The sequence below is a fragment of the Pseudomonas sp. CFBP 5748 genome (assembly GCF_053850495.1).
The window spans coordinates 382477-397851 of the sequence record NZ_JBSPTN010000004.1 but is presented as its reverse complement, the minus strand read 5'-3'; the positions used below and the strand labels follow the sequence as shown (position 1 = coordinate 397851).

Below are 15375 nucleotides of genomic sequence, written 5' to 3'. Positions count from 1 at the left end.
GGATCAGCTTTCCAACCAGACGTCCCGCGCCCAGTGCCAGACGGATTCCCAGGTTTCCTCGGCAATCAGTTCTTCCTCGGCCTGCCACAGCACCACAGTGCCGTCTTCTTCGACGCAATAATAATCGTCACCGTCCTGGCAGATCGGGATCAGGCTGCGCTCCACACCGGCATCCCAGGCATTGGCGGCCACATCCGGCAGATAGGTGTGGGATTGGGGATCGGTGACGGTCACCGGCTCCAGGCTGCCATAGACGACATCGCTGACGGTGAGCAAAAACTCCCTGAAGACGAACGGGATATCGATGAACAGCTGTTCTTCGATCTCTACCAACAAATCTTCGTCAGGCAACTCCAGCGGAACCGGTACGGGTTCGTTGGCTTCACGCAATTGTTCGATGATTTCTTCCACGTCCGGGATCCTCTTTCTCGATGGCGCGGTTTATATGGAGCGGTTTATACAGTAGCTCGCTATAGATGCAACCGCGAAATAGAAAACCCCGGCCTGAGCCGGGGTTCTTTTATTTCAACATGCAAAACGCGCAGAGGTTTAACTGTTCTGGCGGATACCGGCCACCAGCCAAGGCTGGTCATCGCCTTGGGCACGTTCCATGTTCCAGCTTTCGCTGAACGCTTCGCCCTTGTCGAAGCGCGAGTCCTTCGACACACCGCTGAAGGTCAGGGTGGCGATGGTCTTGTCGGCGCGATCGTCGACGCCGTCCAGTTGTACTTGCAGATTGTCGATGTAGGTCGACTGGAAGCCATCGCCCAGTTCGGCCCGCTCGCGCTTGAGGAATTCCAGCAGTTGCGGGGTCACGAACTCAGAGATCTTGTCCATTTCGTTCGCATCCCAGTGTTGCTGCAGGGACATGAAATGGCTGCGCGCAGCTTCGACGAAGCGCTCTTCGTTGAACCAGGCTGGCGCGTTGATGACCGGACGGGCGGCCACTGGCGCTGCCGAACCACCGAAAATCGAACCGCTGGCCGGTTGCTGGTTGAACACTTCACGTTGCATCGGTGCATGACCGGCCGGAGCCAATTGCTCCTGCTGCTTGCGACGACGGGCGGCAATGAAGCGGAAGACCAGGAAGGCGATGACCGCCATGATCAGGATGTCGAAGATCTGCATGCCCTGGAAGCCGTCGCCCATGAACATGGACGCGAGCAGGCCGCCGGCGGCGATACCGGCCAGAGGGCCGAGCCAGCGCGAAGCACCGCTGGCCTTGGTGGCAGCGCCAGCGGCACCGGCCGCGCCTGCGGTAGCAGCGGTGGACCCGGCGGCGGAGGACGGCGCCATCTGGCTGGTCTGGTGAGTCGGGGCTGCGCCCGAACTTTTACCACCGCCAAAGCGCTTGGCGGCATTGGCGTCGATGGCCATCGTCAGGCCGATGCACAACGCCATGGCGATGCTAAGAAAACGTTTCATATAAAGGCATTCCCATTTGTGGATAGCACGCGCGCCATGTTGCACAGCTGAACTGTTGCTGGCTAGCGGCAGAGTGTTTCGGGCTTTTGCGTGACAGGTGAGGTTCAGCTTCAGCCGCGCAAGAGGGCCTGTTCGCTTTGGGCTGTAGGAAAGAGGAACAAGTTCTATCGGAAATGTTTTGACGTCCCCCAGAACAACTGTGGGAGCGAGTTTGCTCCCACAGGGTCCTGCACAAATCTCTAGATCGCTTCCAGCTTGGCATACCCCAGCATCAGCCACTTGCTGCCTTCGCTGAAGTTCACCTGCACCCTGGCCTGGGCCCCGGCGCCTTCGAAGTTGAGGATCACCCCATCGCCGAATACTGAATGCCGCACGGTCTGGCCGAGGCTGAAGCCGGTTTCCGGGATATCGCTGCCGCCGAACAGGCTGCTGGTGCTTTGTTGCTGGCCGCCACCGAATGGACGGCTGACGCTGTTGGACAGCCGCACTTCCTGAATCAGGCCTTTCGGCACTTCGCGTACGAAGCGTGACACCTTGTTGTAGGTCTCGCTGCCGTACAAGCGTCGGGTTTCGGCGTAGGTCAGCACCAGATTCTGCATGGCGCGAGTGATGCCGACGTAGGCCAGCCGCCGTTCCTCTTCCAGACGCCCCGGTTCTTCCAGGCTCATCTTGTGGGGGAACAGGCCTTCTTCCATGCCCACGAGGAATACGTAGGGGAATTCCAGGCCCTTGGCGCTGTGCAGGGTCATCAGTTGGATACTGTCTTCGTGTTCGTCGGCCTGGGTGTCGCCGGCCTCCAGGGAGGCATGGCCCAGGAAGGCCGAGAGTGGTGACAGGTCTGCGTCTTCTTCGGTGTTCTCGAAGTTGCGCGCGGCGCTGACCAGTTCCTCAAGGTTTTCCACCCGGGCCTGGCCTTTTTCACCCTTTTCGGCTTCATGGTAGGCGATCAGACCGGACTGCTCGATGACCGTCTGGGTCATCAAGTGCAGCGGCATCTCCCCGCACTTGGCGGCGAGGTCTTCAATCAGGTCCATGAAGGCCTTCAGTGCACCGGCGGCGCGCCCGGTCACGCCTTTGTTGGTGACCAGCTGACGTATGGCTTCCCACATGGACACATGGCTGTGGCGGGCGTGATCGCGAATCGCTTCGACGGTTTTTTCGCCGATGCCCCGGGTTGGCACGTTGATCACCCGCTCCAGGGCCGCATCGTTGCCACGCCCTTCGAGCAGGCGCAGGTAAGCCATGGCGTTCTTGATTTCGGCGCGCTCGAAGAAGCGCTGGCCGCCGTAGATACGGTACGGGATCCGTTCGCGCAACAAGGCCTCTTCCAGTACCCGCGACTGGGCGTTGGAGCGATACAGGATGGCGATGTCGCTGCGGGCCAAGCCGGTTTTCAGCGCACTTTCGATGGTTTCCACCACGTAGCGGGCTTCGTCGTGTTCGTTGAAGGCGGCGTAGAGGTTGATCGCTTCGCCTTCGCCGCCATCGGTCCACAACTCCTTGCCCAAGCGCCCGGTATTGTTGGCGATCAGGGCGTTGGCAGCCTTGAGGATACCGGCGGTGGAGCGATAATTCTGTTCCAGGCGGATGACTTCGGCGTCAGGAAAGTCCGCCGAGTACTGGTGGATATTCTCGATTTTGGCGCCGCGCCAGCCGTAGATCGACTGGTCGTCGTCGCCCACCACCATCAGGCTGTCGCCACCCTTGGCCAGCAGGCGCAACCAGGCGTATTGCACGGCGTTGGTGTCCTGGAATTCGTCCACCAATACATGCCGGAAGCGCTTCTGATAATGAGCCAGCAGGCCCGGGTGATCGCGCCACAGATCCAGCGCACGCAGCAGCAGCTCGGAAAAGTCGATGACGCCTGCGCGCTGGCATGCCGCCTCGTAAGCTTCGTAGATGCTGCGCATGGTCGCCAGGAACAGGTCGCCGCTGGCCTGGATATGTTGTGGGCGCAGGCCTTCGTCTTTCTGGCCATTGATGAACCATTGGGCCTGACGGGCTGGCCAGCGCTGTTCGTCCAGGCCCAGTTCGCGGATCACTCGCTTGACCAGGCGTTGCTGGTCGTCGCTGTCCAGGATCTGGAAGGTCTGGCTCAGGCCGGCTTCCTGCCAGTGCGCCCGCAACAAGCGGTGCGCCAGGCCGTGGAAGGTACCGACCCACATGCCGGCCGGGTTGATGCCCATCAACTGCTCGATGCGATGGCGCATCTCGGCAGCGGCCTTGTTGGTGAAGGTCACCGACAGGATCGAATGGGGCGAGGCGTTCTCGACCTGGATCAACCAGGCGATACGGTGCACCAGCACTCGGGTCTTACCGGAGCCGGCACCGGCCAGGACCAACTGACGACCCACGGAGGCAGCTACGGCCTGGCGTTGGGCATCGTTGAGGGAGTTCAGCAGAAGGGAGAGGTCATCGCGCATCGGGGCATTCTAGGGTGCGGCGTCACCTCGGGCAAACCGAGCTTTGCATCCGCCGATAAAAGACCGGTCGATGATGACCGGTTGGTCATCGGCTACAGACCCTGGCGGGGCTCGCTTGAAGGCCACGCCGCCCAATAAAATAGCGACTTTTTCCGCACTTTTATGAGCTGGGGCAGTGTGGGATGGCGTTTGGCTTGTGTATGCTCGGTGCTCGTTTCGGGTTCTCCATGCTCCACTGAATAAGAACAAGAACAAGTGCCTATGACCCTCAATTCCGATCTGGCGGGCCCCTGTGTGGAACCGCGGGTCATCTGCAAGCAGTACGCCATGGAAATGGCGGTCGAACGCACACGTCTGCTGTATCAGGGCTCGTTGCTGCCCACGCTGTTCATGCTGGTCAACGGCCTGGTCTGCGCCGCTCTGCTATGGGAGCCGGCGCGCTATGTTCTGGTCAGCGTCTGGCTGGTCTGGTTGCTGTCACTGGTGGCGTTGCGGGTGATTCAGGTGGCCGCCTTCGATTCGGCGATGCCCAGCCGTCAGGCACACCCTGTCTGGTTGCGTATGTTTTTGCTCGGCTCGGCGATGACCGGCCTGACGCTGGCCGGGGCTGGCATCGCCCTCGTTCCGGCCGACAGCTTCCAGCAGCAGGCCTGGGTGTTCGGCCTGATTGGCGCGGCCACCCTGTCGGCCAGCGTCGCCTATGCCGTGAGTCTTCCGGCGTTTCTGTCCTTTACCTTGCCGTGCCTGTTGCCGGCTATCGGCTATCTCTTCTGGGGCGGTGATGAGCAGCAGCGCGGGTGGGGCTGGCTTGGGCTGGTGGTATTAGTTTCGCTGAGTGTGGTGGCCTGGCAGGTCAACCGGCTGATCCAAAATGGCCTGTTGCGGCGGTTCCAGAACCAGGCGCTGATCGAGCATTGGCAGCAGGCGCAAGCCCGCAGCGCACAGCTCAATGAGGCGCTGGGTCGTGAAGTCGAACAACGTCGCTCTGCCGAGGAAAAACTGCGGGTGGCCCAAGTTGGTCTGGAGGCGCGGGTAGCGCAGCGCAGCCTTGAGTTGGAGGCGGCCAGCCAGGCCCTGAGCAAGAGTGAGGCGCGTCTGGCCCTGGCGCTCAAGGCCAGTGAGCTGGGTTTGTGGGACTGGAACCTGCAGACCGACGAAGTCCACCACACCCAACTCAAGGAGCTGTTCGGCCTGGAGCCCGAATTTGTCACCGCTATGCTCAGTCATCTCAAGCCGCGCCTGCATCCCCAGGACCTGCCGGCCCTCAAGCGTGCGTTGGTCGAACACCTCAAGGGTCGCAGCGAGGATTACCAGATCGAATATCGTGTGCGACACGGCGACGGTCATTGGGTGTGGATCGAAGACCGCGGCCGGGCCGTGGAGCGCAGCGCGAGTGGGCGGGTGCTGCGCATGGTTGGCACCCGGCGAGACATCAGCGCCAGTAAAGAGCTCGAGCAGCAACAACAGCTGGCGGCCACGGTATTCGAGGCCGCCAGCGAGGGCATCGTGATTTTCGATCCGAGCTTCGCGCTGCTCGCCGCCAATCAGGCGTTCACGCGGGTCACCGGCTTCAATATCGAAGACATGCTAGGGCACAACGTGGTGGACCTGCCGTGCAGTCGTGATGCGCGCCGGCACTACCCCGTCATTCGCCAAGCCCTCAAGCAGCACGGTACCTGGCAGGGTGAACTGGTCGAAGCGCGGGCCAATGGCGAACTGTATCCGCAGTGGCTGCAACTGAACGTAGTGCGCGACACTCGGGGAAATACCAGCCATATAGTGGGCTTCTTCGCCGATCTGTCGGCTCGACGCGAATCCGAAGAGCGGATGCGCTACCTCACGCATTACGACGAACTGACCGGCTTGGCCAATCGCTCGCTGTTCCGCGAGCGCCTGCACGAGGCTCACCAGCGGGTGCGCCAAGGCGGACGGCGCAGCCTGGCGTTGCTGCATATCAACCTGGACCGCTTCAAACTGCTCAACGACAGCCTCGGCCACGACATTGCCGACCAGCTGTTGCAGAAAATGGCCCGGCGCCTGATCAATGCACTGCCCGAAGCCGACACCATCGCTCGATTGTCCGGCGATGAGTTCGCCGTGCTGTTCGATGCCTATGGCAACCTTTCCAGCCTGGCGCGGGTGACGACCCGTTTGTCCGCCAAGCTGCGCCTGCCGCTGACCATCGAAGGCCATGAACTGGTGGTCAGTGCCTCCATCGGTATCAGTATGCTGCCCGATAACGCGCGGGAAATTTCCACGCTGGTCAGCCAGGCAAACATGGCCATGCAACATGCCAAGCATCTGGGCGGCAACAATTTCCAGTTCTACACCGACAGCCTCCAGGCCAGCACGCTGGAGCGCCTGCAGCTGGAGAATCAGCTACGCAAGGCCCTCGAAGAGCAGCAGTTGAAGGTTTTCTACCAGCCCAAGTTGTGCCTGGCGACCGGGCGCTTGAACGCCGCTGAGGCATTGGTGCGCTGGGATCATCCGGTCATGGGCGAGGTCCCGCCGGTAGATTTCATTGGCCTGGCGGAAGAGACCGGGCTGATCGGGCCGATTGGCGAGTTCGTGTTGCGCCAGGCCTGTTGGCAGGCGTGCGAATGGCAGCGCCAGGGCCTTGCGCCGATCAGGGTGTCGGTCAACCTGTCGGTGCATCAGCTGCGCCAGGGCAAGCTGGTCAGCCTGGTGCGACAAGTGCTGGAAGAAACCGGCCTGGAACCCCAATACCTGGAACTGGAGCTGACCGAGAGCCAATTGCTCGACAGCGTTGAACACATCATTGCGACGTTCCAGCAACTGCGCGACCTTGGGGTCAAGCTGGCGATCGATGATTTTGGCACCGGCTACTCGTCCCTGAGTTACCTCAAGCGCATCCCGGTGGACTACGTGAAGATCGACCAGGCGTTCATTCGTGGGTTGGAAGAGGGGGGAGAGGATGCGGCGATTACCCGGGCGATCATTGCAATGGCCCATGGGTTGTCGCTCAAGGTAGTGGCCGAAGGTGTCGAGCGCCAGGAGCAGCTTGAGTTTCTGGAGGCCGAACGCTGCGACGAGGTCCAGGGCTACCTCATCAGCCGGCCGGTTGAGGCCGAGGGCCTGGCCCAACTGCTGCGAGAGCAGCGCTTGGAATGAGGCTTCCCGCCGGAGTGTCACGCCCGGTGTCGCTCCGACGGGAAGCTTATTATGTATTAATGCGTGATGATGACTTCATCAATATGATGAACGAGTTCATCTTCGAAGAAGATGCTGACGCCGGTTACGTTAGAATCACCGAGAACTTTATACTCGACATGTTTGTGCGTGATCACTTGTAGCGAAACTTCTTCACTTTGTTCGAGTACCAAATCCAGGCGCAGATCGAAGGATTTATCCTGTTTTTCACTCAGGACCAGCTTTGGTGTGATGCCACTGTTCGATACCTCTACCGTTCCAGAGGCGCGGAAAGAAGCTGCGCCGGGCATACGGTCGATTTGGGCTGTCCAGTCTTTGGTATTAATAGCCATGTTAGATAACTCCTGTAGTGGATAGTAAGTTGCGTCCTGCGTCGCCAATATAAGTATGTGCTGCCGCTTGGGAAAGAGATAAATAGTGAGAATTTGAAAGCGTATGTGTGCATGGTCTGTTGTAAGTGCGTCATGAAACTGAGTCGCTGTGGGAAAATATATAGGGCGGGTTTGTATTTATTTTTATACGCGCAAGCTATCTGACTCGTCAGCCGTTTTCGGAAGATAAGGGGGGGCGAAGGAGTGCCCGGTCCAGGGATGAGTGAGTTTTCTCCCTTGTCACAGCCGGCCCGGATGGCTACATGAAGCGCTCTCCGCGAAAACAAGGGGTGGCAAGCTGATTCGGTTACGTATTGGGGCGGGCAAAGAGCCGATTCTTGTAGTATAACTACAAGCTTGCTACATCCCGGCAGCTGCCAATAACAAGAGTCCAGTCCCTTGAACCTGTTGCAACACATCGCCCAGTCACGCCACCTGCTGCGCAAGTCGGAGCTGAAAGTCGCCGATCACGTATTGCTTGATCCTGCGGCCGTGATGCACAGCTCCATGGCTGACCTTGCCCACAGCGTCGGCATCAGCGAACCGACCATCGTGCGTTTCTGCCGGGCCATCGGTTGTTCAGGTTTCCAGGACCTGAAACTCAAGTTGGCGCAAAGCCTTGCGGCTGGTGCGAGCTTTGGCCAGTTTGCGATCCATGAGGACGACTCGGTCGCGGATTACAGCCTGAAAATCTTCGACACGACCTTGCACACGCTGATGGAGGTGCGCGAGAAGCTTGATCCGGTGGCGTTGCAAAAAGCCGTCACGGCGATGTCCCAGGCCCAGCGTGTCGAATTCTATGGCTTCGGTGCTTCGGGCGCGGTGGCGGCCGATGCCCAGCACAAGTTTTTCCGCTTGCTGCTCACGGCAGCGGCCTATTCCGACCCGCACATGCAGGCGATGTCGGCGGTGACGTTGAAGCCCACCGATGTGGCGATCTGCATCTCCCAATCGGGGCGTTCCAAAGACTTGTTGATCACCGCCAACCTGGTGCGCGAAAGCGGTGCCTCGCTGATTACCTTGTGCCCAAGCCAGACGCCATTGGCCGAGCTCTCGACGGTTAACCTGGCCATCGACGTACATGAAGACACCGAAATCTACACGCCGCTGACCTCGCGCATCGCGCACCTGGTGGTGATCGATGTGCTGGCGATGGGCGTCGCCATGGCGCGCGGCCCGAGCCTGGTCAACCATCTCAAGAGCGTGAAGCGCAGCCTTCGTAGCCTGCGGCTGTCGCCCAAGTCGGTAAAAGCGTTGGACGACTGATGCCTAAGTCCTGAGGTCGAGGGCTTTTGTGGCGAGGGAGCTTGCTCCTCGCTACAGGGGGCATTTGCGAATTCATCGTTCTGTAACGCTCGCGCCGCCAAACCGTCATCGCATGCCTTCATCGTAAAGCTCCCGTATACGTCTTGGGAGACTCGACATGACCCAGTCCTACGAAGAACGCAGCGCCGTCAAAACCCGTCGTCAGCAGGAAGACCAGCGCCGCATGGCGTTTCGTCGTGCGATCGAAGACCGCTACGAGCAGCGTCAGCTCCTGGCAGAAATCAGCGAATTTCCCGACGCGGCAGAGTTCAACTACTGGCAGGCATCGCCGGCGGCTTCCCGTCGAAACGCTCAACCAGGCCAATGATCTGAGCGCGTTCACCGCGAACGAATGCCAGGAAGGCATGAGCCACCGGTGACAAGCGTTTTGCTCGGGCCTGTACCAGGCACCAACTGCGGTACAGCGGCAGTTCCTCCACCGGCAACTCGATGAGTGCGCCGGACGACAGCTCCCGGCTCACGGCGTGGCGCGTCAACAGCGCCACGCCCAGCCCGGCCACCACGCATTCGCGTTGGGCCTCGGCCGATGCCACTTCCAGTGTCTGGGTAAAGTGCACCCGTTTCTCCTTGAAATACTCCTCACAGGCCTGCCGCGTGCCTGACCCCGGTTCGCGCAACAGCAGCGTATACGGCTCCAGATCCTGCAGGCGCAGCGGGCCCATATGGCACAGCGGATGATCGGGCGGTGCCACGGCTACGATCGGATTGTTGAGAAACGGCAAGAACTCCAGCCCCATGTCCTGAGGCACCATGGACATGATGACCAGGTCATCACGGTTGTCCGAAAGTCGTCGAATGACCTGCCCGCGATTGACCACCGTGAGGTTGAGGTTGACCTCCGGATGTTGGCGCTTGAACGCGGCGAACAGGTGCGGCACGAAATACTTGGCGCTGGACTCCACTGCAAGCTTGAGCTGCCCTTGCAGCGAACCCTGCATGTCCGAGAGCTGCATGTCGAGGTTTTCCAGGCGCCCGAAGATGTCCCGGCTGGCGCGTTGCAGCGCTTCGGCGGCTTCGGTCATGTAGAGTTTTTTGCCGACGTATTCGAACAGTGGCTGGCCAATCAGCTCTTCAAGGGATCGAATCTGTAGGCTAACGGCCGGTTGTGTGAGAGACATTTCGTCAGCTGCACGGCTGTAGGACCTCAGGTCGCACACCTCGTTGAAAATCTGCAATTGACGCAATGTCATACGCATCAATGACTTACGCATTGTCTAAGCACTCGAGAGCGAAGCGGGTAGCACAACTATAAGTCTTTACTTATGCGCGACCCAATAAATATTCATTTTTGTTAATCCCCAGCCAGGACTAGTGTGGAGCTGCGACCAATTGTTACATCTGGTCACGCGTCGGCCTGGACACCAGGTCGTGGTACCACCGGCTCAAGGGAACCTCCAATTGATAACAAAGATCCTGATCGCCAACCGTGGTGAGATTGCCGTTCGAATCGTGCGCGCGTGCGCCGAGATGGGCATTCGCTCGGTCGCGGTCTATTCCGACGCTGACCGCCATGCCTTGCATGTCAAGCGTGCGGACGAGGCCCACAGCATCGGCGCCGATCCGCTGGCCGGCTATCTCAACCCGCGAAAACTGGTGAACCTGGCGGTGGAAACCGGCTGCGATGCATTGCACCCCGGTTACGGCTTCCTTTCGGAAAATGCCGAGCTGGCAGACATCTGTGCCGAACGCGGAATCAAATTCATTGGCCCGTCGGCGGAAGTCATTCGCCGCATGGGTGACAAGACCGAAGCACGCCGCAGCATGATCAAGGCCGGTGTGCCGGTTACGCCAGGTACCGAAGGCAACGTGTCGGGCATCGAAGAAGCCCTGACCGAAGGTGACCGCATTGGTTATCCGGTGATGCTCAAGGCCACCTCCGGTGGCGGCGGTCGTGGTATCCGTCGCTGCAACAGCCGTGAAGAACTCGAACAGGCCTTCCCGCGGGTCATCTCCGAAGCGACCAAGGCGTTCGGCTCGGCGGAAGTGTTCCTGGAAAAATGCATCGTCAATCCCAAGCACATTGAGGCGCAGATCCTCGGTGACAGCTTCGGTAACGTGGTGCATCTGTTCGAGCGTGACTGCTCGATCCAGCGGCGCAACCAGAAGCTGATCGAAATCGCCCCCAGCCCGCAACTGACACCCGAGCAACGCGCCTACATCGGCGATTTGTCGGTGCGCGCCGCCAAGGCGGTGGGCTACGAGAACGCCGGCACCGTGGAGTTCCTGCTCGCCGAGGGCGAGGTGTACTTCATGGAGATGAACACCCGGGTGCAGGTGGAACACACCATCACCGAAGAAATCACTGGTATCGACATTGTCCGCGAACAGATCCGCATCGCCTCCGGGCTGCCGCTGTCGGTCAAGCAGGAAGACATTCTGCACCGTGGTTTTGCGTTGCAATTTCGGATCAACGCCGAGGACCCGAAAAACAACTTCCTGCCCAGCTTCGGCAAGATCACCCGCTACTACGCCCCTGGCGGCCCGGGCGTGCGCACCGATACGGCGATCTACACCGGCTACACCATTCCACCGTTCTACGATTCGATGTGCCTGAAACTGGTGGTCTGGGCGTTGACATGGGAAGAAGCCATGGACCGTGGCTTGCGGGCTTTGGACGACATGCGCCTGCAAGGGGTCAAGACCACCGCCGCGTATTACCAGGAGATCCTGCGCAATCCGGAATTTCGCAGCGGCCAGTTCAATACCAGCTTCGTCGAAAGCCATCCTGAACTGACCAACTACTCGATCAAGCGCAAACCCGAAGAGCTGGCCCTGGCCATCGCCGCCGCCATTGCCGCCCACGCAGGCCTGTAAGGAAGTATGACCATGTCCAAGAAGATCTTTGTTACCGACACAATCCTGCGCGACGCCCACCAATCGCTGCTTGCCACCCGCATGCGCACCGAAGACATGCTGCCGATTTGCGACAAGCTCGACAAAGTCGGCTATTGGTCGCTGGAAGTCTGGGGCGGCGCGACGTTCGATGCCTGCGTGCGCTTCCTGAAGGAAGACCCGTGGGAACGCCTGCGCCAACTGCGTGCGGCGCTGCCCAACACCCGTCTGCAAATGCTGCTGCGCGGCCAGAACCTGCTGGGCTATCGCCATTACAGCGATGACGTGGTCAAGGCGTTCGTGGCCAAGGCTGCGGTCAACGGCATTGATGTGTTCCGTATTTTCGATGCGATGAACGACGTGCGTAACCTGCGGGTTGCCATCGAAGCGGTAAAGGCCGCTGGCAAGCACGCCCAGGGCACCATCGCCTACACCACCAGCCCGGTGCACACCATTGAAGCTTTCGTGGCCCAAGCCAAACAGATGGAAGCCATGGGTTGCGACTCAGTGGCGATCAAGGACATGGCCGGCCTGCTGACCCCATACGCCACTGGCGAGCTGGTGAAGGCACTGAAGACCGAGCAGTCGTTGCCGGTATTCATCCATTCCCATGACACCGCCGGCCTGGCCGCGATGTGCCAGCTCAAGGCGATCGAAAACGGCGCCGATCACATCGATACCGCCATCTCCAGCTTCGCCTGGGGCACCAGCCATCCGGGCACCGAATCGATGGTCGCGGCCCTCAAGGGCAGCGAGTTCGACACCGGCCTGAATCTGGAATTGCTCCAGGAAATCGGCCTGTATTTCTATGCCGTGCGCAAAAAGTACCACCAGTTCGAAAGCGAGTTCACCGCGGTGGACACCCGGGTCCAGGTCAACCAGGTACCGGGCGGGATGATTTCCAACCTGGCCAACCAGTTGAAAGAGCAGGGCGCGCTGAACCGGATGAACGAAGTGCTGGCGGAAATTCCGCGAGTGCGCGAAGACCTCGGCTTCCCGCCGTTGGTGACCCCGACCTCGCAGATCGTCGGTACCCAGGCGTTTTTCAACGTGTTGGCCGGCGAGCGCTACAAGACCATCACCAATGAAGTGAAGCTCTACTTGCAGGGCGGCTACGGCAAGGCGCCGGGTTTGGTCAATGAGAAGCTGCGCCGTCAGGCCATCGGCAGCGAAGACGTGATCGACGTGCGTCCGGCTGACCTGCTCAAGCCGGAAATGACCAAGCTGCGCGGCGAGATCGGCGCGCTGGCCAAATCCGAAGAAGACGTACTGACCTACGCCATGTTCCCGGACATCGGGCGCAAGTTCCTCGAAGAACGGGAAGCCGGCACCCTGACGCCAGAAGTGCTGTTGCCTATTCCTGAGGCGGGCAGTGTGAGCTCGGCGGGCGGCGAAGGTGTGCCGACCGAGTTCGTCATCGACGTTCACGGCGAAACCTACCGCGTTGATATCACCGGTGTGGGCGTCAAGGCCGAAGGCAAGCGTCACTTCTACCTGTCCATCGACGGCATGCCCGAAGAGGTCGTGTTCGAACCGCTCAATGAATTTGTCGGCGGCGGCAGCAGCAAGCGCAAGCAAGCCACTGCGCCGGGCCACGTCAGCACCACCATGCCGGGCAACATCGTTGATGTGCTGGTCAAGGAGGGCGACGTGGTGAAGGCCGGCCAAGCGGTGCTCATCACCGAAGCCATGAAGATGGAAACCGAAGTGCAGGCGGCCATCGCCGGCAAGGTCACCGCTATTCATGTGGCCAAGGGCGACCGGGTCAATCCGGGCGAGATCCTGATCGAGATCGAAGGCTGAGTTAACAGCCTCGATACAACCTTTTAACCTCGGGGGGGCATGTGCTCCCCTTTTTTTTGCCCGCCAAATGGTCAGAACATCATTCGCCATTGACCCATCAGAGCACTGTTGCGGTTGTCCTGACCGGTTTCACCCTTATAGCTCACCCCCAATGTGTGCCGAGACGAAACAGCCAGGTCCAGCCCTGTTTCAAAGAGCAGGCTGTCACGGTCCAGTTCGACGCCTTCGACGGTATACGTGTTGCCTGCGCCGGCCAGGCGCTGGCGGGACGTGCCCCGGGTCTTGCCGTATAGGTGTTTCCAACCGAGATTCAAGCGGGGAGTCAGTTGCATACCTTGATCAAGAGGGAAGGCCCGGTCGAGGCGTAGGCCCACGTTGCTGTTGTAGTTGTCCTGGGTTTGGCCATTGAATCGCAGCGCCGCGTCGCCACCTTTCTCTGTGTAGCGATCACGTTGGTAGCGTTGGTAGCCCAGTTGGAGATAAGGCTCGATATCGACATGACCGACGTCCAGGTTGTAGCCGATTTGCCCAAAGACCTGCTGCGTGTTGGCATCGTACCGCCCCTTGAGGCGATCGCTGAAACCGTTAAAGGTCACCTGGCGCTTGGTACTGCCGTCATGATTGCCGTGAACGGCGCCCAGGCGCAGCGCCAGCGGTCCGTCCTGGCGCACGGCGTAGGCGCCCACATGCCAACTGTCGAGCCGGCCATCGAAGCGGTGACTGTCCAGCCGTGTCTGGGTCTTGCTGCCGATTATCCCCAGACGCCAATCAGGGCTGACAGCCCAATCGGTCCCCAGCATCAGACCTTTGGTCGAATGCTTCAGGGCATAGCTGCCCAATTGCTTCCCGATGCGCCCGCTGTTGCCGATGGCCTGCACCCAGACTTGGCCGTCGGTATGTACGTTCTCCGGGTTTTTCTGGCCCATGGCTGAGAGCATGCCGGTGCCGATTGGCGTGACGCTGCTCAAGGTGGCATTGCCCAGGTCCGCCGTGTTGTAGCCGCTTAGTTGGTCGATGGCATCGGCGGCGGTCGCCATGTTGGTGCCGAGCAGGGCGTTGATGGCTTTGTTAGGTTTCGCGGCTGGCTTGGAGGCTTGCAATTGGCCGAGGGGTTTTGATGCGGCACTGGGGATTTCTGGTGGCTCGGCGGGTTTGTGTGAGGTGTCTACGACCTTCGTTTTGCTGGCGTCGGCGGCGCTAGTCATATCGCTGCCGAGCAGGACGTTGATGGCTTTGTTGGGTTTTGTTTCTGGCTTGGCAGCGTGCAATTGGCCGACGGGTTTTGATGCGGCACGGGTGATTTCTGGCGGTTCAGCGGGCTCGTTTGTTGGGGCCTCGGTTTTTGGGTTGGCTGCAAGTGCCTGTGCGACGGTGGGGACATCAATGGGTTCGGCTGGTTTGGCCGGTAGCGGCTCTTCGATACTGGCCGTAAATGCTCGCCCGTTATCGGAAGTGGCTGCTTCCTTGAGTGGGACATCGTTGCGGGCATAAGTCAGGCTGACTTGCGTATCGGTGGGGGTCAGCGTCGCCGTCATGAATGCAAGCTTGCTGGAAACCGTGCCGAACGCTCCTTCGATCGTCCTCGCACGGATGACGGTGTGCTCGCGCGCCTCAATGTATTCGCCTGGCACGCCGGCAACTGTCAGCGTCGCGTTGTTCAGGAACGCGGTGCCTTCAACGTTGATCGTGGAGCTACCGCCATCTACATTAACCCCGTAGATCAGCTCGGCAGTCTCCGCCAACGAGAAATCCTTGGTAATGGAGGGGGCGCCCATTTCGGGGCCGACTTCCAACTGGCCCGCGACACTCAAGAACTCCACTGTCCCATTGCCGCTGAAGCTGGCCTTCTCACGCACTTCCACGTGACCGGCCATTCCTGAGTTCATCATGTGGGCGCCTGGCTCGACAATCACACGATTGGCCACCACTCCCTTGTTATCCAGCTTGCCGAGAACCCCTAGCTGTCCGTCGATTCGGCCAGTGTTGATCAACGTGGTGTCCGGCTCGATCACTCCCCAGCCAGC

Annotated in this window: 11 protein-coding genes; 5 read left to right on the top strand and 6 right to left on the bottom strand. The window is 60.1% G+C overall.

What is annotated here, in order from left to right:
* Window positions 1–3 precede the first annotated feature (3 nt).
* The 3 genes from ACWNZ1_RS11830 to uvrD form a co-directional block, all read right to left on the bottom strand.
* Window positions 4–411: an SMI1/KNR4 family protein gene (locus ACWNZ1_RS11830; RefSeq protein ID WP_135847882.1), complete on the bottom strand. Its 408-nt coding sequence runs from the start codon at window positions 409–411 to the stop codon at window positions 4–6.
* 138 nt (window positions 412–549) lie between these two features.
* Window positions 550–1425: a Tim44 domain-containing protein gene (locus ACWNZ1_RS11825; RefSeq protein WP_135847881.1), complete on the bottom strand. Its 876-nt coding sequence runs from the start codon at window positions 1423–1425 to the stop codon at window positions 550–552.
* Window positions 1426–1664: 239 nt separating this feature from the next.
* On the bottom strand, window positions 1665–3848 hold the full coding sequence (gene uvrD / locus ACWNZ1_RS11820; RefSeq protein WP_135847880.1) for a DNA helicase II: 2184 nt from the start codon (window positions 3846–3848) through the stop codon (window positions 1665–1667).
* A 261-nt stretch (window positions 3849–4109) separates the two neighbouring features.
* On the opposite strand from uvrD, the gene ACWNZ1_RS11815 reads away from it, so the two are divergent.
* Window positions 4110–6980, top strand: a complete 2871-nt coding sequence (locus ACWNZ1_RS11815) for a putative bifunctional diguanylate cyclase/phosphodiesterase (RefSeq protein WP_256453965.1) — start codon at window positions 4110–4112, stop codon at window positions 6978–6980.
* A 56-nt stretch (window positions 6981–7036) separates the two neighbouring features.
* Here the strand turns inward: ACWNZ1_RS11815 and ACWNZ1_RS11810 are convergent, their stop codons facing one another.
* On the bottom strand, window positions 7037–7351 hold the full coding sequence (locus tag ACWNZ1_RS11810) for a hypothetical protein (protein WP_135847878.1): 315 nt from the start codon (window positions 7349–7351) through the stop codon (window positions 7037–7039).
* Window positions 7352–7789: 438 nt separating this feature from the next.
* Between ACWNZ1_RS11810 and hexR the strand changes: the two genes are divergently transcribed.
* Together hexR and ACWNZ1_RS11800 are read left to right on the top strand one after the other, a co-directional pair.
* On the top strand, window positions 7790–8656 hold the full coding sequence (hexR, locus tag ACWNZ1_RS11805; protein WP_003187110.1) for a transcriptional regulator HexR: 867 nt from the start codon (window positions 7790–7792) through the stop codon (window positions 8654–8656).
* 157 nt (window positions 8657–8813) lie between these two features.
* Window positions 8814–9023: a PA3496 family putative envelope integrity protein gene (locus tag ACWNZ1_RS11800; protein WP_135847877.1), complete on the top strand. Its 210-nt coding sequence runs from the start codon at window positions 8814–8816 to the stop codon at window positions 9021–9023.
* Here the strand turns inward: ACWNZ1_RS11800 and ACWNZ1_RS11795 are convergent.
* Window positions 8965–9927, bottom strand: a complete 963-nt coding sequence (locus ACWNZ1_RS11795) for a LysR family transcriptional regulator (RefSeq protein WP_135847876.1) — start codon at window positions 9925–9927, stop codon at window positions 8965–8967. The genes ACWNZ1_RS11800 and ACWNZ1_RS11795 overlap by 59 nt on opposite strands.
* A 187-nt stretch (window positions 9928–10114) precedes the next feature.
* Between ACWNZ1_RS11795 and ACWNZ1_RS11790 the strand changes: the two genes are divergently transcribed.
* Window positions 10115–11530, top strand: coding sequence for an acetyl-CoA carboxylase biotin carboxylase subunit (locus ACWNZ1_RS11790; protein WP_025216234.1), 1416 nt, complete (start codon window positions 10115–10117; stop codon window positions 11528–11530).
* Between the two features lie 12 nt (window positions 11531–11542).
* Window positions 11543–13351 (top strand): sodium-extruding oxaloacetate decarboxylase subunit alpha, encoded by a 1809-nt coding sequence (gene oadA / locus ACWNZ1_RS11785; RefSeq protein WP_135847875.1) that lies wholly within the window; start codon window positions 11543–11545, stop codon window positions 13349–13351.
* Between the two features lie 71 nt (window positions 13352–13422).
* Here oadA and ACWNZ1_RS11780 read toward each other — a convergent pair whose 3' ends face one another.
* Window positions 13423–15363, bottom strand: a complete 1941-nt coding sequence (locus ACWNZ1_RS11780) for an autotransporter domain-containing protein (RefSeq protein WP_456027645.1) — start codon at window positions 15361–15363, stop codon at window positions 13423–13425.
* Window positions 15364–15375 lie beyond the last annotated feature (12 nt).

What these genes read in the sequence shown, in the direction of transcription:
- ACWNZ1_RS11825 (WP_135847881.1), bottom strand. Translation starts at nt 1,425, where the DNA reads ATGAAACGTTTTCTTAGCATCGCCATGGCGTTGTGCATCGGCCTGACG.
- uvrD (WP_135847880.1), bottom strand. Translation starts at nt 3,848, where the DNA reads ATGCGCGATGACCTCTCCCTTCTGCTGAACTCCCTCAACGATGCCCAA.
- ACWNZ1_RS11815 (WP_256453965.1), top strand. Translation starts at nt 4,110, where the DNA reads ATGACCCTCAATTCCGATCTGGCGGGCCCCTGTGTGGAACCGCGGGTC.
- ACWNZ1_RS11810 (WP_135847878.1), bottom strand. Translation starts at nt 7,351, where the DNA reads ATGGCTATTAATACCAAAGACTGGACAGCCCAAATCGACCGTATGCCC.
- ACWNZ1_RS11800 (WP_135847877.1), top strand. Translation starts at nt 8,814, where the DNA reads ATGACCCAGTCCTACGAAGAACGCAGCGCCGTCAAAACCCGTCGTCAG.
- ACWNZ1_RS11795 (WP_135847876.1), bottom strand. Translation starts at nt 9,927, where the DNA reads ATGCGTAAGTCATTGATGCGTATGACATTGCGTCAATTGCAGATTTTC.
- oadA (WP_135847875.1), top strand. Translation starts at nt 11,543, where the DNA reads ATGTCCAAGAAGATCTTTGTTACCGACACAATCCTGCGCGACGCCCAC.